26 protein-coding genes are annotated in these 22,944 nt (G+C 41.1%); 14 read left to right on the forward strand and 12 right to left on the reverse strand.

The genetic code is table 11. From position 1 onward, the window contains the following. The first annotated feature begins 13 nt into the window (after positions 1–13). The gene (gene purD, locus AS219_RS03775; RefSeq protein WP_067980268.1) at positions 14–1,303 is read left to right on the forward strand and encodes a phosphoribosylamine--glycine ligase; all 1,290 of its coding nucleotides are present in this window, start codon (positions 14–16) and stop codon (positions 1,301–1,303) included. A gap of 151 nt (positions 1,304–1,454) precedes the next feature. Here the strand turns inward: purD and AS219_RS03780 are convergent, their stop codons facing one another. Genes AS219_RS03780 through AS219_RS04010 form a run of 3 tightly spaced genes read right to left on the reverse strand, consistent with a single transcriptional unit; the run spans position 1,455 to position 3,172 of the window. Next, positions 1,455–2,219, reverse strand: coding sequence for a hypothetical protein (locus AS219_RS03780; protein ID WP_067980271.1), 765 nt, complete (start codon positions 2,217–2,219; stop codon positions 1,455–1,457). Between the two features lie 23 nt (positions 2,220–2,242). Further along, positions 2,243–2,989 (reverse strand): hypothetical protein, encoded by a 747-nt coding sequence (locus AS219_RS03785; RefSeq protein WP_067980273.1) that lies wholly within the window; start codon positions 2,987–2,989, stop codon positions 2,243–2,245. A gap of 48 nt (positions 2,990–3,037) precedes the next feature. Then, complete coding sequence (locus AS219_RS04010; protein ID WP_011452297.1) at positions 3,038–3,172, reverse strand: ribosomal protein bL36; 135 nt, start codon at positions 3,170–3,172, stop codon at positions 3,038–3,040. Positions 3,173–3,412: 240 nt separating this feature from the next. Here AS219_RS04010 and dapA point away from each other — a divergent pair, with 240 nt between their 5' ends. The 6 genes from dapA (at position 3,413) to AS219_RS03815 (ending at position 8,667) form a co-directional block, all read left to right on the forward strand. After that, complete coding sequence (dapA, locus tag AS219_RS03790) at positions 3,413–4,339, forward strand: 4-hydroxy-tetrahydrodipicolinate synthase (protein WP_067980275.1); 927 nt, start codon at positions 3,413–3,415, stop codon at positions 4,337–4,339. Between the two features lie 692 nt (positions 4,340–5,031). Further along, on the forward strand, positions 5,032–5,553 hold the full coding sequence (locus AS219_RS03795; RefSeq protein WP_082784598.1) for a cytochrome b: 522 nt from the start codon (positions 5,032–5,034) through the stop codon (positions 5,551–5,553). A gap of 318 nt (positions 5,554–5,871) precedes the next feature. After that, the gene (locus AS219_RS03800; RefSeq protein WP_231861870.1) at positions 5,872–6,489 is read left to right on the forward strand and encodes an HAD family hydrolase; all 618 of its coding nucleotides are present in this window, start codon (positions 5,872–5,874) and stop codon (positions 6,487–6,489) included. A 94-nt stretch (positions 6,490–6,583) separates the two neighbouring features. Beyond that, positions 6,584–7,327, forward strand: a complete 744-nt coding sequence (locus AS219_RS03805; RefSeq protein WP_231861871.1) for a uracil-DNA glycosylase family protein — start codon at positions 6,584–6,586, stop codon at positions 7,325–7,327. A 10-nt stretch (positions 7,328–7,337) separates the two neighbouring features. After that, positions 7,338–8,084, forward strand: a complete 747-nt coding sequence (locus AS219_RS03810) for a VacJ family lipoprotein (RefSeq protein ID WP_231861872.1) — start codon at positions 7,338–7,340, stop codon at positions 8,082–8,084. Beyond that, the gene (locus tag AS219_RS03815; protein WP_067980283.1) at positions 8,068–8,667 is read left to right on the forward strand and encodes an ABC transporter substrate-binding protein; all 600 of its coding nucleotides are present in this window, start codon (positions 8,068–8,070) and stop codon (positions 8,665–8,667) included. The genes AS219_RS03810 and AS219_RS03815 overlap by 17 nt, the downstream gene beginning before the upstream one ends. Positions 8,668–8,733: 66 nt before the next feature. Here the strand turns inward: AS219_RS03815 and AS219_RS03820 are convergent, their stop codons facing one another. Next, on the reverse strand, positions 8,734–9,036 hold the full coding sequence (locus AS219_RS03820) for a DUF2610 domain-containing protein (protein ID WP_067980285.1): 303 nt from the start codon (positions 9,034–9,036) through the stop codon (positions 8,734–8,736). A gap of 322 nt (positions 9,037–9,358) precedes the next feature. Here AS219_RS03820 and AS219_RS03825 point away from each other — a divergent pair, with 322 nt between their 5' ends. From AS219_RS03825 to AS219_RS03835, 3 genes are all read left to right on the forward strand, one after another. Further along, complete coding sequence (locus AS219_RS03825; protein ID WP_067980288.1) at positions 9,359–10,843, forward strand: HlyD family type I secretion periplasmic adaptor subunit; 1,485 nt, start codon at positions 9,359–9,361, stop codon at positions 10,841–10,843. Between the two features lie 142 nt (positions 10,844–10,985). Then, on the forward strand, positions 10,986–12,116 hold the full coding sequence (locus AS219_RS03830) for an iron-containing alcohol dehydrogenase (RefSeq protein WP_082784610.1): 1,131 nt from the start codon (positions 10,986–10,988) through the stop codon (positions 12,114–12,116). Positions 12,117–12,120: 4 nt separating this feature from the next. After that, positions 12,121–12,369 (forward strand): succinate dehydrogenase assembly factor 2, encoded by a 249-nt coding sequence (locus AS219_RS03835; protein WP_067980292.1) that lies wholly within the window; start codon positions 12,121–12,123, stop codon positions 12,367–12,369. A gap of 76 nt (positions 12,370–12,445) precedes the next feature. On the opposite strand, the gene AS219_RS03840 is transcribed toward AS219_RS03835, so the two are convergent. The 6 genes from AS219_RS03840 to rpsB form a co-directional block, all read right to left on the reverse strand. Then, positions 12,446–13,063, reverse strand: a complete 618-nt coding sequence (locus AS219_RS03840; protein ID WP_067980295.1) for a phosphatidate cytidylyltransferase — start codon at positions 13,061–13,063, stop codon at positions 12,446–12,448. Between the two features lie 196 nt (positions 13,064–13,259). Beyond that, positions 13,260–13,952 (reverse strand): polyprenyl diphosphate synthase, encoded by a 693-nt coding sequence (gene uppS, locus AS219_RS03845; RefSeq protein WP_067980298.1) that lies wholly within the window; start codon positions 13,950–13,952, stop codon positions 13,260–13,262. Next, positions 13,949–14,503 carry a ribosome recycling factor gene (gene frr / locus AS219_RS03850; RefSeq protein WP_067980301.1) on the reverse strand — a complete coding sequence of 185 codons (555 nt, stop codon included), beginning with the start codon at positions 14,501–14,503 and terminating at the stop codon, positions 13,949–13,951. The genes uppS and frr overlap by 4 nt, the downstream gene beginning before the upstream one ends. Before the next feature lie 23 nt (positions 14,504–14,526). After that, positions 14,527–15,228 carry a UMP kinase gene (gene pyrH / locus AS219_RS03855; RefSeq protein WP_067980304.1) on the reverse strand — a complete coding sequence of 234 codons (702 nt, stop codon included), beginning with the start codon at positions 15,226–15,228 and terminating at the stop codon, positions 14,527–14,529. Positions 15,229–15,234: 6 nt separating this feature from the next. Continuing rightward, the gene (tsf, locus tag AS219_RS03860; RefSeq protein WP_067980308.1) at positions 15,235–16,107 is read right to left on the reverse strand and encodes a translation elongation factor Ts; all 873 of its coding nucleotides are present in this window, start codon (positions 16,105–16,107) and stop codon (positions 15,235–15,237) included. 23 nt (positions 16,108–16,130) lie between these two features. After that, the gene (gene rpsB / locus AS219_RS03865; protein ID WP_067980311.1) at positions 16,131–17,027 is read right to left on the reverse strand and encodes a 30S ribosomal protein S2; all 897 of its coding nucleotides are present in this window, start codon (positions 17,025–17,027) and stop codon (positions 16,131–16,133) included. 187 nt (positions 17,028–17,214) lie between these two features. Here rpsB and ubiE point away from each other — a divergent pair, with 187 nt between their 5' ends. The 3 genes from ubiE (at position 17,215) to thiD (ending at position 20,661) form a co-directional block, all read left to right on the forward strand. Further along, on the forward strand, positions 17,215–17,907 hold the full coding sequence (gene ubiE / locus AS219_RS03870; RefSeq protein ID WP_067980314.1) for a bifunctional demethylmenaquinone methyltransferase/2-methoxy-6-polyprenyl-1,4-benzoquinol methylase UbiE: 693 nt from the start codon (positions 17,215–17,217) through the stop codon (positions 17,905–17,907). Between the two features lie 573 nt (positions 17,908–18,480). Beyond that, the gene (locus AS219_RS03875) at positions 18,481–19,692 is read left to right on the forward strand and encodes a pyruvate dehydrogenase complex dihydrolipoamide acetyltransferase (protein ID WP_067980318.1); all 1,212 of its coding nucleotides are present in this window, start codon (positions 18,481–18,483) and stop codon (positions 19,690–19,692) included. A 204-nt stretch (positions 19,693–19,896) separates the two neighbouring features. Continuing rightward, a complete protein-coding gene (gene thiD / locus AS219_RS03880) occupies positions 19,897–20,661 on the forward strand; it encodes a bifunctional hydroxymethylpyrimidine kinase/phosphomethylpyrimidine kinase (protein ID WP_067980320.1) in 765 nt (254 codons plus the stop codon). Here thiD and AS219_RS03885 read toward each other — a convergent pair. Both AS219_RS03885 and AS219_RS03890 read right to left on the reverse strand, forming a co-directional pair. After that, positions 20,658–21,176: a crossover junction endodeoxyribonuclease RuvC gene (locus AS219_RS03885; protein ID WP_067980323.1), complete on the reverse strand. Its 519-nt coding sequence runs from the start codon at positions 21,174–21,176 to the stop codon at positions 20,658–20,660. The genes thiD and AS219_RS03885 overlap by 4 nt on opposite strands. A gap of 90 nt (positions 21,177–21,266) precedes the next feature. Beyond that, positions 21,267–22,214: a malate dehydrogenase gene (locus AS219_RS03890; protein ID WP_067980326.1), complete on the reverse strand. Its 948-nt coding sequence runs from the start codon at positions 22,212–22,214 to the stop codon at positions 21,267–21,269. A gap of 257 nt (positions 22,215–22,471) precedes the next feature. Here AS219_RS03890 and dut point away from each other — a divergent pair, with 257 nt between their 5' ends. After that, positions 22,472–22,921, forward strand: coding sequence for a dUTP diphosphatase (gene dut / locus AS219_RS03895; RefSeq protein WP_067980327.1), 450 nt, complete (start codon positions 22,472–22,474; stop codon positions 22,919–22,921). Positions 22,922–22,944: the final 23 nt, after the last annotated feature.

Raw genomic sequence — 22,944 nt, forward strand, 5'->3', positions numbered from 1 at the left:
AACAAACTACAATATGACCGTTGATTATAATCTGACAATGCAATTAAAAAAAGTTCTTGTCGTCGGAAACGGCGCTAGAGAGCACGCTTTGATCACTAAAATTAAGGAATCGCCAATGCTTGGCAAGATTTACACTACAAACCCGAACTTTAGTCAGTTCGCAGAATACCTTGATATCAACTTGGCAAACTACTTGTACATGTCGTCGACTTGTAAGTCAGAAGGAATAGATCTGGTAGTTATAGGGCCAGAAGAACATTTGGCAAGGGGTGTAACGGATGCTCTTATGGCTGAAAGCATTTCTGTTTTTGGACCCACAAAAAATGCAGCAAAATTGGAATCATCAAAGTTTTTTGCCAAAGAAATAGCAGAAATGAATGGTGTGCCTGTGGCGAAGTACAGTTTTTGTTCATCTATCAACAACTTAAAAAAGCAAATTGAAAACATTGGAAGCTTCCCTTTAGTTATTAAGGCTGATGGACTTGCATCTGGAAAAGGTGTCGTAGTGTGCAAAACCATGGGAGAAGCACTAGAGGCAGGTGAGGCAATGCTGAATGGTTCGTTTGGCGAAGCAGGCAGAAATATAATAATAGAAGAGTTCTTATATGGACAGGAATTAAGTTATTTTGTCCTCGTTGATGGGCAGACAATTCTTCCAATTGGCCATGCAAGGGACCACAAACAGATTTCATATGACGGAAAAAGGTACAATACCGGTGGTATGGGTGCTTACTCGCCCGTTCTGCTCCACAAAAAAACTGAACAAGAAATACTCGGGAAGATTATATATCCAACTATCAATGCGTTGTCAGCAATTAACGTTCAGTACAAGGGGATCCTTTTTGCGGGACTCATGCTAACCAACTCCGGACCTAAGCTATTGGAATATAACGTCCGATTTGGTGATCCAGAAACCCAAGCAATACTGCCACGCCTAAACGCTGATCTCCTTGATCTTATGCTCAAAACATTAAATGGAGACCTTGATAGAGCTACGATTTCTTTCAAGAAAGAAGTATGTCTGTCTGTCGTCCTTGCCACCCGCGGTTATCCAGTCTCTTATGAAACCGGATACCGGATAGATAATGTAGAGAAGGCACTACAAAACGTTGAAGGGCTACAGATTCTCAACGCTGCCGTAAGGTACGATGCAGAAGGACAGATGATTTCCAACGGTGGTCGGGTCCTCAATTTAGTGGTGAGTGCCCCGACGTTATCAGAGTGCAAACACAAAATCAGACGTGGTTTGGAATTAATAGACTGGAAAGAAGGAGTCTACTTGGATGAGTTAGTCTTAGGGTAAACCTGGACTGTTTTCCCGCGGCAACAAAACCTTGACAGCATGCTGTCTACGAAATTGGCAAGGTCGCGGTCGTTTCCCCACCGACGCAATCAGAAATTCCAGCAATAAGGGAGCCTGCTAACCTAGTTGCTTTGTCGAGCAAACCATCACCTTAAGAGTGAAAAACAGCTTCGAATGCAAACATTGTAAGGAGTGTCACAAGCGTGAACATTGCTATTTGGATCACCCTTATTACAGTACCGTACAGAAGATGTTTCGCATCCTCTTTACCAAGAAACACCGCACAAACACAGGCTAAGATTCCATGCCTCACACGAGCACCACAATTCCTAGTTGCTACCACGTCAAGAGGTATAGAAAGTAATGCAGCAAATATCCCAAAAATAAGACCAACAGCTGTTCCACTCAAAAGGCTCATGCGATATGCAATTGAAATCTCATACGAGATCACAGAAGCAGACCAGAAGATCATATTGCGCACAAGTATTGGTAACGCGACACCTTTAAGAGTTGCTTTATTTTCCATTAGTTTCCCCTTGTTTCTGCTGATTTCACATACTTCCGCCCATATAGAAAATAGTGTTTCCAAAAGCCCTCCAAGCATGGAACGAAAAAGCACAACGAAAAATATAGTAGGATGAAAAAATGCTTTCAGTGCAATACCCGATATAGCCTCCGAAATCCCAAAAGACATGGAACTCAGAAAATTCATTACTGCATACGGAAGCGCACCTCTAAAAAAGGGAGCCACACCACCATCAGATAAAGTATCTAAAGCTATCTTCCGATACGAAGATCTTGTCTGTTGCCTCATTATTTTTAGGAACTGCAACGGAGACATCAGCACAGCTGCAACTGCAGCAAATGAACCGAAAAATACTCCCCCTAAAATAACATCATAAAGTTGCAGGAACATATACTATTTCGAATGCGTCCAAATTAAATACCAAAATATCTTAGAATAAACGTCGTCGAAACGGTCACAGCAGTATAGATACTAATTTGTAATATCCTGATCGTACTGCCCAAAAAAAATTTACTGCTAGAATCGGTTGCCACTAGAAGGACACGTCTTAGCAACGGCAATTCTTCTCTGGCAGCACAATTCTGTGTTACCAACACATCTAACGGAATAGAAATAACGCCGAAAACAAGGCCTAGAACAACTGATAAAAAGAGGGACTTATCCAGGCTCAGAAACAGCCTGGTCGAAATTTCATAGGACGAAGTCGCACCTAACCACGCAACTGAGTTCCTCAAGAAAGCTGGGAAAAGTATACTCAATACCCGACCTTTACCAACAGCAAGATCACCTTTGTTTCTGACAATTTCACGTACCTCAGGATATATGGTAAACAAAGTCTCTATTGCTCCTCCGAGGAATGCTCTAACGAAGATGCCAACCAGAATACCGTACTGAACTGGAAGCACGATCTCGGAAATCCTGTCACTAAAACCAAATGAAAGATTAGCAAGAAAGTTCATCGTAACGTAGGGAATCGCACCCCCGAAAAAAATCCCTATCGCTGCTCCGCCCTTTTCAAATGCACAAAAAAAAATGGAAGAGTAAGAAGAAGCCGTCTCCTGCCGAATGATTTTCAAGTACTGCAACGGTGCAATAGCGAATGCAACAACAGCTGCAAAAGACGCATATACAAGGGGAACCAAAAAGAAAGACAGCAACATAGGCTAATGCCAGAGACCAACTAAAGGCTACAGCGAACTCAAACGGAGCTACTTGGACCCTTGTCTCACATTACAACGCGGATTTTTTCTGTTGTACACGTATATACGCTTACCCCTTTTGGCAACATACGAATTGCGAGCATCACGTTTTTTCGCTGACTTCAAAGAACCTATTACTTTCATAAAACACCCACTTAGCCCGCAAATGGTCTACAACCTCAGGCAGGATATTGTACATTAAAAAAAATCTCTGAACAACCTCAACTGGTAAACATATATAAAGTAAGTACAAGTCTCCCTACAACTAGCACCAAGACTTAATTCAATATTCTGGAACGTATCCCCTTTTCATCAATGAAAGTTAAAATTTTATTTTTTCAAACAAGATGATAGTAATAATTTAGTTGCGAATTCATCTCAGGAATGCAGGGAGCCAGATCAACCATAAAAGGAATTTTTACAGCAATAATCACGCCTTTTAAACGCAACGCAATAGACATAGAAAGTCTAGAACGATTAATCGAGGTTCAAATAGTGAGTGCCGTAAATGGCATTGTAATAGCGGACTCAACTGGAGAAGGACACTCATTATCTCAATCAGAATATTACGCCCTGGTAAAAAATGTAGCAGCCGTGCTTAAAAATAGGATACCTCTGGTTGTAAGTGTGCCACATTGTTCTACAACACAGGTTATCGATGTAATAACTCGTCTAAAAAACAAAGCAATTGAAGCATTCCTTGTTGCAGCACCATATTACCTGCGCCCACAACAAGAAGGAATCTTTGAGCATTATAGGCAGATTACAAACAAAACAAAGGCAAACATTGTCATGTGCAACATACCACATAGGTGCTCTATCAATATAGAAACCGCAACAACACTCAGAATTATGGATCTACCCGGTATATCAGCGGTTGTTGATTTATCAGGAGATCTTGAACATCCAACAATACTGCGTGACGGAAATGACAACGTACCTATACTCACAGGGAATGATACAACATATGCAGCCCACAGACTCAATGGAGGAGATGGAATGGTATCTACACTGAGTAACCTGATTCCAAAAGAAATGGTCGCGTTAGAAAGAGCAATCTGTGAAGGTGACTATAACAATACTAAAAAGTTACATAAACTCATTTTCCCACTTGCCAAATCTATGTCCTGCGAAACTAACCCAGTACCTCTAAAATACGCCATCAGTTGCATCTACAAATACATCACACCAAATGTTAGGCTCCCACTGATGGATGCAACTACGTCAACTAAGCAGTTGATACATACTCTTCTCAGGAAGTTTGAAAGGGAAAAGCAAGAACACGGAATTTTATCCGTAACACAAACTTGATTAGATAAAACAATTTGATTCCGACGAATACTGAAATACTCTCCGGACAAGATCTTCGCATCTATGCGCTTTCCCAGCCAGGTATCTTCCTCTATCTGGTAATTTTGCTCAGAAGAGTCTGTTTATCCTGCACTTACCAGGACGAAGTCGTTTTGGTGAGTATTTCAATTCATCGTTTAGCTTTCCAAATACACGGACAATTGAAATGACCACATACAATAACCAGAATTGTCACATCGTATCTGATTGCTAGGAAAAGAAAACAAAGCCATAACGAACTAGACTCAATCGTAAAAGGGCAATCGACTGCAACACAGGAATCTAATTAAGGAGTACTTCTTCAACAGAACTGAACACGCTGGTATTTAAAAGTCTGTATAGAGAAATCAATGCTAGATTAGACTGTACATATAACTTGGTGGATTAATAGGAATACGGTTTTCCCAAAACAGAATAAAATTAACAGTATCACGAGACATGATAAAACAGTCTAAACAGACCGGAAACTCATATTTATTCTTTTGACATAAGCAACTTCGAAGCAGATAGTGTAAGAAATATCTGTGAAAACAGCGAAGTATCCGCAGTGCAAGAGTCTCAGGAACAAAATAGCAGAGTACAACTCAATGCTCAGTAGACAACAACATAGGATTACTTTACCATGGCACTAGTTCATTCTGAGTTTGCTGAATATGCATAATCCTGAAAAGTATAATTTAGCCCTGAGGATCCTACATTGGGTTTTAGCGTTTGCAGTAGTTGGCGCACTTATAAGCGGCTTCGTTATGACCAGTTATCTGGTTCCACCTTTGAAGTTCGTTGTTTACGGAAAGCACAAGGCGATTGGCATGACGATCGGTGCTTTGATGCTCATAAGGCTGGTAATTCGCATGTTTTTTGGCGCCCCAAAAAGCCAGTTTTCCAGACTAGAGACTATCTTGTTGCGTGCTGTACATTCTTTACTTTATGTTTTGACTATTGGAGCTGCTTTCTCAGGGTACTTAATGTCTTGCAGTGGAGGTAAAGCTGTTTCCTGGTTTGGGATCTTCGAATTCCCATTGTTGTTTCCACAAAATCCAGATATCGCAAAAACAGCACATGACGCACATCAGGTCATCATATATTTGCTCGCTTGCCTGATTGCACTTCATATCCTAGCAACCCTAAAGCATCTAATTATTGATAGGAAGAACATTCTCAAACGAATATTTTAGCATGGGTCCGGGGTCTTATGCATACTATGAGACTTTTTGTGTGCTAGGCTTTTTGTCGATTGGTCTGTTTTTCGTAGGGTATCAAGGCGGAGGTCTTTTCCCAGGTCACATTTCTTCCTTCGCATCTGTACTCCGGAGTCCTGCTAGACCAGCGTGTGACATTAAATGAGTGTCACAAATATATCTGTGTCGCTGTGACAAATAGCGTAGCCAAAACTTTAATAAGTTGTGATGAAATGTTAGCAAGAAATCATGTGACAGCACATAGTATCAACAGTCGCACCCAGTGTAATGAATGAAAAATCGAACTCCAAAGCAATGGTAACTCCTAAGGCAATATTATTTGATTGGGATGATACTATTGTCGATACACGACTCATGATCCTGAATGCAGTGAACAAAACGCTGAGTTACTTTGGCAAACCAGTGCTCGATAGGGACATGAATGCACCAGAAAGAATGGATTTCTTCAAACAGATTTTCGGAGAAGAGTGGATCTTCGCTTATTCAATATTTAGGGATCACCTTAAATCTGAGAATCCAGGACCTTTACGGATATTCCCAGGATTCACATCGTTTTTAGATTTAATAGCTGAAAAGGGTATATTCACGGGTGTAGTCAGCAATAAATATAATGAATTACCTAGAAAAGAGGTAGATTCTCTTGGATTAACGGATCGATTCGATGTCGTGGTTGGCTCGGGTGATACAGATCAGGATAAACCTTCTGCAACACCGCTGCTGTACGCTCTCTCGAGAGGCAATATTATTCCCTCGAAAGAAACTGTTCTTTTTATCGGTAACAGCGCAACAGACATGGAATGCGCGAGAAATGCGGCCGTACGTGGTATTGCATATCGAGCAACCCCAATAGCAGGATTCGAGAATATACCAATAATACGGCATTACGACCAAGCAAGGACTTTAATATTCTAAGGATATACCCGCTCCTATTGACAAAGACTACTTTAATGTAATCAAATGGCACTAGTTTTATCTTATCTGCATGTATATCAAGTCGAGTCATCTTATGATCCTTAAATTCTACGATAGACTCAGAATAGAGACTACGACTACTGATATTCCTTTGTCTAACCAAGCATCTATCACACAAGTTGGCGCAATGCACGTTGATACGAAAGAGTTTGCTGAAAACACAGCCTGTAAGTACCAAACTCTGGAAAGAGATCTGACATGCGTAACGAGCCTCGACGAACTCAGGACACTTCTCTCCAGTTTTGAAGGCTGTCAGCTTAAAAAGGGTGCTAAAAACACGGTTTTCTGTGATGGCAATCCGGAAGCAAAAATCATGCTGATTGGCGAGGCACCTGGAGAACAAGAGGATAAGCTTGGGATTCCTTTTTGTGGCAGGAGCGGTAACTTGCTGGACAAAATGCTTCAAGCTATAGGACTGGATCGAACCAAAGTATATATAACAAACGCAGTTTTTTGGAGACCACCTGGAAATAGACGACCGACACCCGAGGAGATACAGATTTGTAAACCATTCTTAGAACACCATATACGACTTGTATCACCCAAGTTGATCGTGCTACTTGGTTCTACAGCTGCTTCTTCGGTTTTAGAAAGCCAAGACAGAATTTCTATGTTGAGAAATAAATTTTACGAATATAAAAACCAGTTCATTCACGAAGGGATTACTACGACCGTAATGTTCCACCCATCGTATCTCTTGAGACAGCCTGCTCAGAAAAAATTAGCCTGGGAAGATTTAAAACTCATTCGTTCATATATCGATGCCCATGGTCTTTAAATTCGGTAGGATGAATAGGTTCTTTCTTACTTTTTTTGCACTCGTGTTTCTAATTCTTACACCGCGTCTGGGAAAAACAACAGAAGAGCTCGACACACTATTCTCTTACCCCAAAAAAACGGGCACAGCGGTAACAAAAGCCTACGATCCTATGGAGAAACTTAATAGGAGGATATTCAAAATGAATAGCCTACTTTTCAAATACCTAAAATCTTCTGCTAATAAAAAACTTTTCCAAGGAACAAGTCCAAGAAAGTCTCGGACAGGACAGAAAGGTATGAACTCTGCAAAACATTTACTTCTTAACATCGTAGATAATCTTTCTGAACCAAGTTATGTTATTAACCATCTTTTACAAGGTAATCCAGAAAAGGCTGTAACAGAATTCTGGCGGTTTTTTATTAATTCTACGCTTGGTATACTCGGGACATTCGATGTAGCGGAAACTCTAGGTCTGGAGAAAAAAGCAACTTCCTATAGAAAGACACTTACCATATATGGAATGAAAAATGGACCATTCATAATGTTTCCATTGTTCGGTGCAACATCACTAAGGAACAGTATTGCTGCTTTGCTTGAGATTCTTACAAATCCATTGAATCTCGTGACACAACACAAATTCATATCATTTATAGTATACAACTATTCCCGAATTGCGAGAGAAATTGATTATTACAGCATAGTTTTTGAAAACAGCATTGACCCATATGTAAAATCACGCACATTCCTAGTAAATTACGATGCTACGTCCGAATAAAACAAAGTGGCTAATCTGGCTGCTGTTTGTAACGCTCCTTTCTTCTTCGAAGACTTTTGCAGAAGACTCTACAGGTGAGTTTATCTCGTCTCTATACACAAATGTGACAACTATCAACAGTTCTAATATCTCAGAACTAGACAAATTACAGCATATGATGAAGCTAATTGAGGAAAACATTGACTTCCAGAAGGTTGTGAGCTTCGTACTGGGAAGAAACATAAGTAAGCTATCACTCGAAGAGTTACAAGCTTTCACCGAAGGCTATAAGAAGATTACTTCCCTCAAATACGCAAAACTCATGACTAAAAAGCTTAGATATTATAAAATTCTGCGCGAAGAGGACTTAGGCAATCAAAGACATCTAGTCCAAACGGTCCTCCAAGAAAAACTTGAGAGCAGTGCACCGCTAAGAGTAGACTACCTGGTTACAGTGGAAGATAGAAAGTACAAAATTCTCGACATAATTGTTTCCGGAAGTATAAGTATGGCAATGGCAGACCGAGAAGAAATAGACACCTTTCTCCAAGACAATACGCCAAAAGGACTTTTAGCAATCGTAAAAACGCGACCAGACAATTAAGAGCATAGTGGAGGTCCATTGAAAACCTCGCTGGCCTTGTTTCGGAAGCGATTAGGCCCCGCGGAGTTACTCGTCGGACTGTTTATCGTTAAAGGAGAATTCTTCCTCCTTATTCTGGGTTTCTTCTTGCTCAGCTACTTTCAGTGCATAAACACATAAATCCTCAAAGGAAACGTTGTTCTCCTCAGCAAGTTCTCTTAATTTTGAGAGACTATCCATGACCTTCTGAGGGACAACTCCACCACGTTCTTTTGACAACCATGTAGCCTGATTGTAAATGGGATGCGTATCCCGCCTGGGAGAACCAATGTATATGGTAAAAGGAGCCGTCTGAGGGCCAAACTGGCAAGGCACTGTAAACTTCTTCATGTCTTATGGATATGATCTCACAGAGTGTACCACCGGATATTAAAAAAAAGCCATATAAGAATGACTCACAACTACAAATTAACCTAAGGTCGCTAAATCAATACAAAACTGTATACAAGCATAAATGTAAAGTGTACTCGGATGGCTGGATACGGTCAAAAGTAATTTTAGAAAATTATCTCTTTGTAGTGATCACGTTAAAGAAGCTACATTCTTGATATCAAGAAAAGGAAATTAAAATAATTTAAGCTTACTGACCTACAAAGTAGAGTGATTGTGTAATAGGATTAGCCAACTGGGGCAACGTCTGTGTATCAGAAGAATGATAAAAAAAATTACTGATTCTGCAAAGTCCGGAAAGTTGAAAATGTTAGAATTTCTTACCTCTGGGATCAGGAAAACACTTAACAGAAGTGTGAAAATTGTTGATCATAGTATTTCATTCTTTCAAAACAAGGAAACCGATAAACTCAAAGAACTCACCAAAAACGCGCGAATCGCTGGCACAGTCGTTCTTATAGGCTTCTTTGGAATCTTTGGAATGTGGGCGACCTTTGCACCAATTGACGGTGCAAGTCTTGCAATGGGGGAAATTGTTATCAGCTCTGATAAGAAGTCTATTCAACATCTTGAAGGTGGAATAATAGATGAGATCCTTGTCCACGAAGGAGATCATGTTACAGAGGGACAGATACTCATGACCCTCAAAAACGTCGGCAATAAGGCACAACTTTCAATACTCGAGGAGAATCAAATTTCGCTTCTGGCAACCGAAAAGAGACTCTTAGCACATATAGGCAGAAACACAAATATGGAGCTCCCTAGTATAGAAAAATTGGAGTACGTGACCGAAGAGAAGAAAAACGACACCATCAAAAATCAACTGTTACTATTTGAATCCAATAAAGAATCTTTTGCTAATCAGGTTAGAATCATAGACAAAAAAATTGGCCAGATACAAAATGAGGTCCTCGCATTGAGGGCACAACTGGAATCAGCTGAAAAAAGTGTCCAGCTTCTCGAAGAAGAACTTGAAGGAAAGAGATCTCTTTACGATGAACATGTCATAGAAAAAACCAAGATCGTATCTTTAGAAAGAGAAAGAATCTCCTGGAACGGCAAAATTGCTGAATATAAAGCTCTCATAGCTAGAGGGGAACAACGCGTCACAGAAGCCGAGCTGGAGAAAATTCAGGCGGAAAATAGGTTCAATAGTGAACTTGCAGCACAACTCAAAGAAGTTTCGCATGCTATTCATGAAAATATGCAGAAACTCACCACAGCGCGTGATTTAATGCTAAGGACAATCATAAGGGCTCCACAATCAGGTGTTGTGACCGGTCTGCGCTCACTGAGTATCGGTGGCGTGATACCTCCAGCTATATCGCTAATGGAAATTGTCCCTGAAAATGAAGATATGTTTATAGAAGCAAGGGTCGCCCCGAATAATATTGAGGCAATAGCATCTGCGAGACTCGTCAAGAAAAATCTTAGCGAAGTTGACGGTTATATAGGGGTAAAGACGAGAGTAAAAATCACAGCATTTAACTCGAAGAAAGTAGGAATATTAAAAGGTGTAATGACATATATTTCCGCAAACACAATTTTGGATCCACGAACAGGAATGCATTATTACCTTGCACACATAAGGATTCCAAAATCGGAAATAGCTATGATAAATGCCAGAACCAAGCTTTATCCCGGAATGCCAGCTATTGTTTTTATTACAACTGAGTCTAGAAGTTTTCTTTCGTATTTACTGGCACCCATTATAGGAACCTTTGATACAGCCTTTAGAGAACGTTGAAAAACAAAAAGTTTTGTTCAGTGGGCTAAGGTAGAGGCTTTCCAGAGAAACTTCCTTATCAAGGGCTCTGGTTCGAAAAATTGCATGCGACAGCGGGTTACATGTGATACCATTCCCTCTTACCTGATTAGGTTTGATACCTTTGAATTATAAACTTGCTGGTATAAAGGAAATCGTATCTGGGAATAGCCTTATAACGAATTTGCAAGACCTTATACAATTTCGCGAGGCGCTAGTTGTCTGTGATCAAAACACGTTTTGTTTTTTCCCACCGTGGATAAAGGGTGAAAAAAACTTCAAATTAATAGTCCTACCAAAAAATGTGAGGCCTTATGAGGCACTGGTGAGAAAACTAGTTGTACGGGCAAAAAATTGTGAACTAATAGTCGCATTGGGTTCGGGGACAATAACCGACATATGTAAATATCTTGCACACTTAACTACAAAAGAACTCGTTATTTTCCCATCAGCACCTTCTGTAAATGCGTACACATCACCCACGGCTTCAATTATAGCTCTAAAGACGACACGTAAGGTCTCCTTAAAAGCAAAAATACCTAGATACCTATACTTAGACCATACAATTTTAAAAAGTACCCCACCACGAATGATTTTAAGCGGCCTCTATGATTTAGTATGTTCAAGGACTGCTAAAGTGGACTACTTTATCGCGTCAGTAGCCTTAAAACATTCTTACATTGGCGAAATCTTCGAGGAATTGCTTCCATATGAGGAAATCCTACTAAAACACAGTAAACTTCTCATGAAAGGTGATACTACCCTGGTGAACATGCTCATGCATGCTTTAAATCTTTCTGGCCTTGGAATGTGGCTTAATGGTGATAGTAGAAGCGCAAGCCAGGCAGAACACATGTTGGCTCATCTTTTAGAAAAAGTGTCCGGAAAATATTTTTTCCACGGAGAAATGGTAGCTGCGGGTATGCTGGCAACGTCGCTGTTGCAGGAGAGACTTTTCAAAAAAGAACAAAAAATTAAGCTCAATATACAGGTGCTCAACAAATATGTAATGTTAAAGGGATTATATCCATTACAAATTGATGACTTTGCAGAAGCTTTTCAAAAATTACACCCGTTATCACCGGTATTGAGTTTCATGGTTAGTGAACATACACAACTAAGAAAGCACATTGGCAATACTGCCATAAACTTGCCAAAAATACGTGAGCTGCTCCATGAAACAATATCCTTAAAACGTAATTTCACCTGCCTTGATATGGCATATTTAGCTGGCTACCGCACAATTACTTTATAAGAAAATGAATGTTGACCTAAGAAAAAAAAGAATCCTATACAGAAGTACACATCGCGGCTGTAAAGAAATGGATATCTTACTTGGAAGTTTTATAACGAAAAATCTAAATAGATTAACCGAACAAGAAATAGAACAAGTCGAACGCATCTTAGAATTGTCAGATTCTTTTATTTTCGACTGTTACCAACACAAGTTAGAACCACCTGAAGAACTTCCTGTATTGAAACAGATGGTGCGGGAAGAAGACAAATAAAAAAACAGAAGTTCCAGACCAACACAACGCGTAGCATTACCCTGTACAAATAAGGGCACTAGAAGCTATACACACTTTAAAGACAAAAAAACAAGAAAGGTGCTGAAAAAATAAACCCATCAACACGATCTAGTATACCTCCGTGCCCTGGTAGCAGCGTTCCACTGTCTTTAACTGAGCACATACGCTTTATAAACGATTCGAATAGATCACCTATAGTCGCTAGAATAGCAATTGGAATGGTCAAAAGAACAAAATTCATACTCAGTCCAAGAACTATTGCAAAGGTCGAACCACAAACAAAGGTGGACAGAAGTCCTCCAAGGAAACCACTCACGGTCTTATTTGGACTGATACTCTTGCAAAGTCTGACACCACCTATAACGCGTCCGATAAAATAGGCACCCACGTCATTACTAACAACACAGACTATTAACCAAATAAGGATCTCTACATCTTCAACATGTATACCTATGAGTGCTGCATTAGGCAAAATTGCTACAAATAAACCAAGATATCTCAACACAACCCCTCTATCTGCCGTCATATCCCGCCATTCCTGATACGAAAGTACCGCTAAAAGCAACACAACCGAGCATACAGCATAACTACCACCGTAGATTGCTAAGGTGCATAAAAGAAGCAGTAATGCTGCAGAGAGAACCCTGACCTTTAAATCGCAATAATGTTTCATAGAATTCCCATTAGATAGGCAAACCGCAGCCAAAGGTTAACATAAAAAATACCTGGAACACATACCCAGCTCTGAAACCCCAGTTTAGCTATAAGAACAGAACACCTATGCGAAAACAACACCCCCGAAATATAGGAAAAATGTTTCGCGCAGCAGATACACCAACTTTAGATCATGAGGAATAAAATGTAAAAATCTATTTCCCATATTTGCGACACCTAGCTTGATAGGCTTCTATCGCCATCTCCAAATCTTTTTCCGCAAAATCCGGCCAAAGCGTATCACAGAAGTACAATTCCGAATATGAACTCTGCCATAAAAGAAAGTTGCTAAGTCGTTTTTCACCAGCTGTCCTGATAATCAAATCTGGATCAGGAATTCCGCCTGTATATAAATAGCTCGCAAATTTCTCTATATTCACTTCCTCAGCCCTTAGGCCATCATTTATCATCCTTGAAGCCGCACTTACGATCTCAGATCTGCCACCATAGTTTATGGCAAGACATAAATGCATACCACTATTATTTGCTGTTCCGGCCTCCAGGTTTTTTATCACCTGCCTTGCGCTTTGATCCAAACCTGTCCGTTCCCCAATGACTTTCACTTTTATATTGGCATCACATAGTTCGTTCAACGCGGTGACACTAGCGCTTTCAAAAATGCTAAAGACAAGATGCACATCATTCGGATTTCTACTCCAATTCTCAGTCGAGAAGAGGAAAAGCGTAAGGTAAGGAATCCCAAGATTACAAGACGCTCTCACAACTGAGAATGCCGCCTCGACACCCATCTTATATCCATCGGAGTTACACAGACCTTTGGCTCTTGCCCATCTTGCGTTCCCATCCATTATTATTGCAACGTGAACGGGAAGCCCTTTCCCAATCATACCTTTAAAATGTCGGATTCCTTTTTGCTTACAGCCTCATCAATCCTGGCATCTTCTTCGGAAATAATTTTATCTATTTTCTTGAGCAGAGTATGCATATCATCTTCTGATATCTCTTTCGCTTTTTCCAAAACTTTCACCTTGGAAACAGCATCGCGCCTTATATTTCTAACGGCTACCTTAGCTCTATCACCATACTTTCTGAGGACTTTAACTAGCTCCTTACGACGTTCCTCCGTAAGGTCAGGAACAGGTAAACGCAAGACTGATCCTTCAACTATCGGATTCATGCCAAGATTAGAAGCCAAAATTGCATCCTTTACAGCACCGACTATGGATTTGTCCCATACTTGAACAGACAGCATCTTATTATTGACCACTGAGAGGGCAGCAACCTGATTCAAGCGTAGCTTACCCATGTGGGTTGATACGATCACGCCATCCAAAATACTTACACTAAGAGACCCTGACCTAATACCTTTCAAATCAGAGAGAAACACCTCATGCGAAGAACGGAGCCTATCATTCGTTTCCTTGATTACATCTTCCATAACATCCAAAAAAACATCTTAACTCATTCACCTTCTATGGTACTGTAGCCACGCTGTTTATTGATCACCTCATAAAACGCCATTTCGCTATCCAATGAAAAGATTACCACCGGCATGTTATTATCTCGCGCAATTGAGACAGCTGAAGAATCCAATACCCTGAGCTTTTTAGAAAGCACATCTGTGTAGGAAAGATTAGTTATTTTCTGCGCATTAGTGTTTGTTTTGGGATCATCAGAATATATTCCATCCACAAGTGTACCTTTAAGCATTACTTCGCATCCCATTTCGACGGAACGGAGTACTGCAGCTGTATCGGTTGTGAAAAATGGATTACCTGTTCCCGCTGCAAATATTACGATCCGGTTTTTCTCCATGTGACTGATTGCTTTCTGACGTACATAGGGCTCACATATAGACCTCATAGGAATAGCAGATTGCACCCTTGAAACTACCCCCAAGTTATTTATGGCACCTTGTAAAGCAAGGGCATTAATAACAGTTGCAAGCATTCCCATATAGTCACCAGTAGCTCTGTCTATATTCGGAATACCACTACTTCCTCTGTAAATATTTCCACCACCAACAACAAGGCATATCTGTATGCCCATCTCATGCACTCTCTTTATGCCTCTAGCAAGCATATCGATGACCTCAGCATCATGAACAGAGAGACCGCTTGCAGCTAATCTCTCCCCTGAGATTTTCAGCAGAACTCTCCGCATAAAAGCTCAACCAGCATCTCCAAGAACAAACACTTCATACCAGACAACATTAATCTTAGTTGAAGATTCCATTTCTTTGTCAGAAATATATTGCTTTACGGACCTTTCAGGATCTGAAAACAGAGGCTGCTCTAGAAGGACAACCTTCTTATAGAACTTACTCAGTTTGCCAGCAACAATTTTTTCAGCAATCGAAGCGGGCTTTCCCTCGACCTCGACGTTGTATTTTTGCTTTTCAGATTCAAGAAGCTCCGCGGGTATACCAGCAACATCGATCGCCTGTGGGCACTCGGACATTACTTGAATAGCGATATCCTTTGCGACAGCAGAAAGGAAAGAAGGGTCAGCCTCCGATGCCAGCGCAACTGCGACACCTATCTTACCAAGATTTTCGACGTATTTGTTGTGAACATAAACACCCAACAAACCATTCTGGGGGACCTCGTAAGCAACACATCTGGAGAGAATTATATTCTCCCTAAAAACTGCAATTTGCTCCACTATTGCGTCGCGAACTTTCTGGCCTCCTGGCAACAAAACATCAAGACACTCATCAACAGACTTGGCTTTAGCAGCGCACGCAGCTTCAAGCACTGACTGTGCAAATTGCTGAAATTTCTCATTACGCGCAACAAAGTCTGTCTCGCAATTCATCTCAAGCATTATCCCAAACTTTCCGGAAGAAAGGGCCCCAACGACACCATCTCGAGCACCTCTATCGGCCTTCTTCGCAGAAACCGCATGCCCCAATTCCTTCAGAATTTCTTTTGCTTTAACAAGATCACCCTGCGCTTCGGTCAGAGCCTGCTTGCAATGAACCAATCCAGCAGAAGTCTCCTTTGACAAACTCTTCAGATCTTCCAAGCTTATCTTACTCATTTGAAATTACACCGTCCTATACATCAACCTTTATTCTCGGAAAGCTTAGATGCATCCACACTGTCCTGTTTCTCTGATTTCGTAGAAACCCTTCGTTTATGCAAAGCCCCTTTATCAACACCTACACGGATGGAAGCTCCTTTTTTCTGCTCATCCGAGTGAGAAACCTTAGCAGCTTTTTCATCTGTTTTATCATCTAGCTCCTTACTTTGTTTCCTTTGAAGCTCGCTTTCTATACCCACCAGAACCGCATCAGCAACTAAGCTGCAGTAGTATTCTATACATCTTAAAGAATCATCATTTCCAGGAATCGAGTAAGTTATCTTGCTCGGATCGCAGTTGGTGTCAACGACCGCAACCACAGGAATACCAAGTTTCCAAGCTTCTTCGACTGCTATGTGTTCTTTTTTCGGGTCGATTACAAAAACAATACTAGGTAAACCACCCATTTTCCTTACACCACCAAGGTACTTTTCTATCCTCTCTCTCTTTCTGTTGATGCTGAGTCGCTCTTTTTTGCTTAACACATCACCTTCTTGTTCAAGCAGTTTCTCATAGTGAACAAGCTTTTTTACGGATTTCGAAACGGTATTCCAATTGGTGAACATCCCACTAGGCCATCTAAGATTAACATAATGCTGACCACACCTTGTCGCTTCTTCTCTGATTATGTCACAGGCCTGCATTTTTGTTCCGACGAATAGCACCCTACCTGAATTCGCAGCGACATCACTTATTGCCTTAAGAGCTGCCCTAAACATTGGTACAGTCTTCTGCAAATCCACTATATGGGTCTTGGCATTGCTTGTACCGTATATGTAGGAAACCATCTTCGGATTCCAAAAGCGCGTCTTATGCCCCAAGTGCGCACCAACCTCAAAAAGGTTTTTTACCGTTACTTTGTCAAATATAGACTGCATTCTATTCCGGTTCTCAAATGTCTAACTAGTTTATTCCTGGAGTTAAGGTTAGTATAGAAAAATTCCCTTATCAAGAGAAGGAACCCACAAACCACTAGATAGAACAAGAAATGCAAAAAAGAATCTCTAACGTCCTTTTTGGAGTACTTGAGTTTTGGCATTCCCAGGTTTTCTGAGTTAAATCGTAATGGAAAAGGATTTTGTAAACGAAATATTCTCTTCAGTGTCACAAAGATATGACCTGATGAATGATATAATGAGCGTCGGCATACACAGACAGTGGAAACGCAACTTCGTGAAGTCGATTGGCTTACTCCCGAATCAGCGTGTACTCGATATGGCTGCTGGAACGGGAGATATCACACTACGTCTCTTAAAGACACACATTGCTGCCGAAATAGTCATGTGTGACAAAAATCATGAGATGCTAGAAATAGCAAAGAACCGCTTACTTGATGAAGGGTATGTGAACTTAGAGGTAGTCTCAGCGGACGCAGCGCAGTTACCGTTTGAAGATTGCAGTTTCGACCATTACGTTGTTGCATTCGGTGTGCGCAACTTCTCTGATATTAAGAAATCTCTAGCAGAAGCTTATAGGGTCCTAAAGCCAGGTGGAAAGTTTTCCTGTTTAGAGTTCAGTAAGGTAGAGAACAAGTGTATGAATTCGTTATACAATTTTTACTCACGTACCTTCATTCCATGGATAGGGCAAAAAGTAACGCAAAATAAGCAAGCTTATACATACCTGATCGAAAGTATTAAAGAATTTCCCGACGCGGAAGCCTTTAGTGAAATTATTCGTGGTACGGGATTCGGAAGAATCAAATACAGGAAAGAAACGTTTGGGGTAGTAGCAATTCACACAGCAACAAAACTGTAAGGTCCTAAGCAAGTTTCCTGAGTATGTAATTGGAGAAGACATCAACACAAATGCTGATAATGATTTGATAACATTGTTCTACAGTGGAAATACTTGTCTTGTTTATTTGAAATTAGAAACGTTCACAACTACAAATCAGGTAGTTACTTACTTGTTGATTTCTTCTCCTGAATCTGTCCATACATTATTGCCAGAGGCAGCATCAGCTAGTTAATTCACACGGGGAGTTTCCAGATTCATCCACAGATTGAGTGTTATCTTAACCGTGTCAGAAATCTCCCGTAGGATGGACAAACCTCTTCTTCAGTTTTTAGCTACGCATTTTACCCTACAAGGAAACGGTTTCTCGCCGGTACACAGAGAAACACATATTTTTTAGAAACCTTAGAAAAGCTCGCATCTATTCACTAAAACTCTACCCACTCCTGCAAACGTATAGATCCATCCCGACACTTGCAGAAGTACACCGTTACGCCATTCGTAGATCCTTTGAAAACCCCATCAGCTTGCCAAAATTTTGACAAATTCCGCAAAAGGATAGATAATTCCCGGTGTTTTCAAAAGCACGTCTTTATGCCAGTAAAGATACTAATGCCGGCGCTCTCGCCAACAATGAAAGAAGGTACACTTGCAAAATGGCTAGTGAGTGAGGGTGCAAAAGTAGAAGCAGGACAGGTAATAGCAGAAATAGAAACTGATAAAGCCACTATGGAGTTTGAAGCTGTAGACGAGGGAGTTCTAGGCAAAATACTCATCCCGGCAAAGACTGCAGGCGTAAAGGTAAACGAGCCGATAGCTGTTCTGCTCGACGACGGTGAGGGCGAAAAAGAACTGGAGGAGTTTCTATCCGCAATAGACAAGCCCACTGTCACCGACGATCAACCAAAAACACCAAATGAGGATAAAATAGAAAATAATCTCGCTAGTCCGCCAGATGGGAGGCAACAGGATAGGATAGTTGCAACTCCGCTTGCAAGAAAGATTGCATCCATCAATAGTATTGACTTATCACTTGTCGGAAGCGGGAGCGGCCCTAACGGTAGAATCGTAAAAAACGACTTGCTCAAGTTACTCGATAATAGGCCACAAGCTGAAATGCGCGGACACTGCACCGAAACCAGTATACCTGTTTCTCCGATGCGGCGTGTGATAGCACAAAGACTCGTGGAATCAAAGCAAAATGTTCCTCATTTTTACCTTTCCGTAACTTGCTATTTGCAGCATCTGCTATCAGCCAAGAAAAAATTCGACGACTGTTTGGAAACAAGAGTCACAGTAAACGATTTCGTTATAAAGGCATGTGCTTTTGCTTTGCATGAGAATCCGGCAATGAATGTGTCGTGGGAAGGGGATTTTATTAGGCAGAATCAAACTATTGATATATCAGTTGCTGTTGCCATCCCGGACGGGCTTATTACACCTATAATCTTCTCGGCAGATAAGCTTTCGCTTGCATCTATTTCAGACAAAGTTAAGGAACTAGTAGGTAAAGCAAAGATGGGTACGCTCCAACCGCGGGAATTCCAGGGTGGATCTTTCACTGTTTCCAACCTCGGCATGTATGGCATAGATGAGTTTACAGCGATAATTAACCCACCTCAGGCAGCAATCCTTGCCGTAGGTGCAGCACGAAAGGTTCCAACCGTTTTTGGTGATGAGATCGTAGTTAGTGATGTTGTGACGCTAACATTATCTTGTGATCATAGGGTTGTCGATGGAGCACTGGCAGCAAAGTTTATGCAGTCCATTAAAAAAGCAATAGAGAATCCTGTAATAATGTTATAATACCGCCTTGTAACCATAGAATTCCAAGTGAAACCTTTGCAGCAGGATTTACACAGTTGCTTAAAAATCAAGTGAGAGTCCACATGGTTGATATCGTTGTGCTAGTCTGTAGACACGGGATTTGTGCGTAGCAAGTGACCCTTATGCAATCAGAAAAGGAACTAAAAGAAAAAGAATATAGAAACGATATTTTTCACAGAATACATGCATAAGATAGCAGAGGTCTGCATCATTGCAGGTTCAGATTCTATAGGTGGGGCCGGACTACAGGCAGACCTTAGAGTCGCTGCATTACTGGGATGTAGCGCATCGAATGTTGTCACGTGTATTACAGCCCAAGACTTGAAGGGCGTCCATGCAATACAGCACTTATCTAGGGAAATCGTGTCAAAGCAATTAGCTTGTGCACTCTCTAGAAAACCAAAGACAGTAAAAATAGGAATGTTGGGTAACAGTGAAATAGCACTGGCCGTCTATGATATTTTGAAAGATACTGGGATCCCAATTGTACTGGATCCTGTTTTGATCTCTACTTCAAATTCCAAGCTCGCTGATGAAGGTGCAATCGAGGTGTTACTCAAAAAGCTTCTCTCTATCTCATACTTGGTTACTCCCAATCTCTTTGAAGCCGGTGCCCTATCGGGAAGTAAAGTCTTTGATTCTGAATCCGCAAAAATTGCCGCGTCGAAAATCCTTGAACTAGGGGCAAAAAACGTCCTTGTAAAAGGAATTCACGTCAAAAAAGGTAAGATCATGGATTTACTCATTTCACAGGAGGGAACTACCACGGAATTTCAGAACGAAGTAATAGGGGTAAATATAACTCACGGCTCGGGGTGTAGGTTGTCCTCAGCGATTGCATGTTACATGTCAATCGGTAAATCCTTAAGAGAATCAATTCATCTTGCTTCAGATCTTTTGAGAAACGAGATTGCTCGCATGAAGATTTTATACAGCGCTGATACTTAATCGGAGGAGTTCGCTCGCGTGCTTTTTGCCTCCATGATGTCGTATCTGGTCACCGAAGCTGCCAATGCGAGCGCATCGTACAAATCTGAGTATTTTGATAAGCAAGAATCCAACCTAAGCAGTTGTTCTACCATGTACTTAACCTGAGCTTTAGTAGCACGACCATTCCCCGTCACACGCTTTTTGAGAACACTGGGAGCGAATTCGATTATACAGAGACCCTTCAGGGCTAGCGTAAGTATCAGAGCACCTCGACAATAAGCCAAGTTAAGTGAAGAATACGGGTTGCTATTAACAAATACCTTCTCTAAAACCGCAATAGATGGACCCGCTTTCTCAATCACGTCACTGATACCATGATGGATCTTTTCCAACCTGGAAGAAAGCTTCTCATGAGAAGCTGTTTCTACTACTCCAGAGTCAATATAACGCATATTACACGGACCATCGTACTCTACTAGAGCCCAACCCGTACGAAGGAGACCCGGATCAACACCTAATGCTACATAGCTCATCGAACAGGAGAATTTTTTTCAAATACCATAAAACACGTACAATGAGCTACGCATACAATAACCTGATGCCAACAAGAAGACAGACAACTTTTAAAAGTATTTTTGCGCTTCCACGATTAATTTTCTTGTTGCAGCAAGTGAATTTTCGAACATCCTTCTCTCATCAGGATCTAAATCAAGCTCGATCACACGTTCTACACCACTCGATCCTATAATAACTGGTATACCAGAAAAGACATCATCCTCTACTCCATACCTACCCTTCATCGTTACAGAGCACACGAGTGTTTTCTTCTGATCCAACAAATATGCTTCTGCCATTTCCAGCGCGGACGCAGCGGGAGTATAGTAGGCTGAACCAGTCTTCAAGAGGGCAACTATCTCGGCACCACCATTACGAGTACGTTCAATAATTGAGTCCACTTTATCCCTTGTTATTAAACCCGCACTGACCAACTCAGGTAGACTCATACCAGAAACCGTAGAGTGTCTAAATAGGGGAACCATAGAATCACCGTGACTACCTAACACTAGTGATTTAACATCCGCTACTGAAACGCCTAGCTCTTGAGCAAGAAAAAAATTCATTCTGCTCGAATCGAGGATGCCAGCCATACCAACGATCCTATCAGGATTAATTTCAGCTGCCTTGTAAAGGACCCAAACCATTACATCTAGTGGGTTAGTCACAACTATTACAAACGCCTTCGGGGCAAGCTTTTTTATTTTTTCCCCTACTTCTTTCATAACGACAGCATTTACATCAACTAGTTCTTCACGTGTCATGCCAGGCTTCCGGGGAATACCAGCAGTTATGATAATTACTGAGGAACCTTTGATTCTTTCCATATTGGCACTGCCATTAATCTTCATTGTGTAGCCAATGAGTGGAAGAGCCTGTGAAACATCTAATGCTTTGCCTCTTGCGAGGTCTCCGTTAACATCAATTAATTCGACCTCTGAAGCTAATTTCTTCGAGGCTATCAAATACGCCAAGGTCCCACCAATATTGCCGGCACCAATTAAACTCACTTTCATTTGAACCCACTCCTATCACCCAACTGCACCAATTCTAAAACAGAAGTCCATCAATATACATAGTTCCCATACAGCCTCTGTTTCATGACATTCTCATTGTGTCGGCCTCCTAATGAAACTTGCGCTCGGCGCCATATTTACGCGTTATCATAAACGGAGTTCCCAGTAGCACTTCAATTGTGTTCATTTCGCTGCAAAATTTACATTCAGTGACATACTTGCTAGAGTAAAGGAAACCTCAAAGTGAAGGATCCTACATGCAAAAGTACGCAAAGATACTTCTGTTACCACATGGCAAAAATTTAGAACTACCAAAATATGCAAGCAAGGGAAGTTCAGGATTAGATCTTCGTGCAGCTATAGAAGAGAGCATGGTCTTGAAACCTGGAATGTTCGAGCTAGTCCCTACAGGCATTTGCATAGAACTACCCGAGGGATTAGAAGCGCAGATAAGACCACGCTCAGGTCTCGCAGCAAAGTTTGGTATAACGGTTCTTAATAGTCCTGGCACTGTAGATCAGGATTATAGGGGAGAAATAAAAGTCTGTTTAGTAAACCTGTCCAAGAATGAATTTACTATCAACAGGGGCGATAGGATAGCTCAAATGGTAATAGCAAAAGTAGAACAAATATTGCTAATAGAAGCAGGAGAAATCGGGGAAACAGAAAGGGCTTCCGGGGGTTTTGGATCAACTGGGACTGAGTAAGGTCGGGGTGGCCAAACTGACAT

The sequence above is a fragment of the Neorickettsia sp. 179522 genome, assembly GCF_001593535.1.
Classification (GTDB): domain Bacteria; phylum Pseudomonadota; class Alphaproteobacteria; order Rickettsiales; family Anaplasmataceae; genus Neorickettsia; species Neorickettsia findlayensis.

Bases quoted from the DNA above. Each gene is read 5' to 3' on its own strand.
- AS219_RS03820 (WP_067980285.1), bottom strand. From the start codon at position 9,036: ATGAAGAAGTTTACAGTGCCTTGCCAGTTTGGCCCTCAGACGGCTCCT.
- AS219_RS03890 (WP_067980326.1), bottom strand. From the start codon at position 22,214: ATGAAAGTGAGTTTAATTGGTGCCGGCAATATTGGTGGGACCTTGGCG.
- AS219_RS03810 (WP_231861872.1), top strand. From the start codon at position 7,338: ATGAATAGGTTCTTTCTTACTTTTTTTGCACTCGTGTTTCTAATTCTT.
- purD (WP_067980268.1), top strand. From the start codon at position 14: ATGACCGTTGATTATAATCTGACAATGCAATTAAAAAAAGTTCTTGTC.
- thiD (WP_067980320.1), top strand. From the start codon at position 19,897: ATGCATAAGATAGCAGAGGTCTGCATCATTGCAGGTTCAGATTCTATA.
- tsf (WP_067980308.1), bottom strand. From the start codon at position 16,107: ATGAGTAAGATAAGCTTGGAAGATCTGAAGAGTTTGTCAAAGGAGACT.
- dut (WP_067980327.1), top strand. From the start codon at position 22,472: ATGCAAAAGTACGCAAAGATACTTCTGTTACCACATGGCAAAAATTTA.
- AS219_RS03840 (WP_067980295.1), bottom strand. From the start codon at position 13,063: ATGAAACATTATTGCGATTTAAAGGTCAGGGTTCTCTCTGCAGCATTA.
- AS219_RS03815 (WP_067980283.1), top strand. From the start codon at position 8,068: ATGCTACGTCCGAATAAAACAAAGTGGCTAATCTGGCTGCTGTTTGTA.
- rpsB (WP_067980311.1), bottom strand. From the start codon at position 17,027: ATGCAGTCTATATTTGACAAAGTAACGGTAAAAAACCTTTTTGAGGTT.
- AS219_RS03825 (WP_067980288.1), top strand. From the start codon at position 9,359: ATGATAAAAAAAATTACTGATTCTGCAAAGTCCGGAAAGTTGAAAATG.
- AS219_RS04010 (WP_011452297.1), bottom strand. From the start codon at position 3,172: ATGAAAGTAATAGGTTCTTTGAAGTCAGCGAAAAAACGTGATGCTCGC.
- AS219_RS03875 (WP_067980318.1), top strand. From the start codon at position 18,481: ATGCCAGTAAAGATACTAATGCCGGCGCTCTCGCCAACAATGAAAGAA.
- AS219_RS03835 (WP_067980292.1), top strand. From the start codon at position 12,121: ATGAATGTTGACCTAAGAAAAAAAAGAATCCTATACAGAAGTACACAT.
- AS219_RS03795 (WP_082784598.1), top strand. From the start codon at position 5,032: ATGCATAATCCTGAAAAGTATAATTTAGCCCTGAGGATCCTACATTGG.
- ubiE (WP_067980314.1), top strand. From the start codon at position 17,215: ATGGAAAAGGATTTTGTAAACGAAATATTCTCTTCAGTGTCACAAAGA.
- frr (WP_067980301.1), bottom strand. From the start codon at position 14,503: ATGGAAGATGTAATCAAGGAAACGAATGATAGGCTCCGTTCTTCGCAT.
- AS219_RS03800 (WP_231861870.1), top strand. From the start codon at position 5,872: ATGGTAACTCCTAAGGCAATATTATTTGATTGGGATGATACTATTGTC.
- AS219_RS03885 (WP_067980323.1), bottom strand. From the start codon at position 21,176: ATGAGCTATGTAGCATTAGGTGTTGATCCGGGTCTCCTTCGTACGGGT.
- uppS (WP_067980298.1), bottom strand. From the start codon at position 13,952: ATGATTGGGAAAGGGCTTCCCGTTCACGTTGCAATAATAATGGATGGG.
- dapA (WP_067980275.1), top strand. From the start codon at position 3,413: ATGCAGGGAGCCAGATCAACCATAAAAGGAATTTTTACAGCAATAATC.
- AS219_RS03785 (WP_067980273.1), bottom strand. From the start codon at position 2,989: ATGTTGCTGTCTTTCTTTTTGGTTCCCCTTGTATATGCGTCTTTTGCA.
- AS219_RS03780 (WP_067980271.1), bottom strand. From the start codon at position 2,219: ATGTTCCTGCAACTTTATGATGTTATTTTAGGGGGAGTATTTTTCGGT.
- AS219_RS03805 (WP_231861871.1), top strand. From the start codon at position 6,584: ATGATCCTTAAATTCTACGATAGACTCAGAATAGAGACTACGACTACT.
- pyrH (WP_067980304.1), bottom strand. From the start codon at position 15,228: ATGCGGAGAGTTCTGCTGAAAATCTCAGGGGAGAGATTAGCTGCAAGC.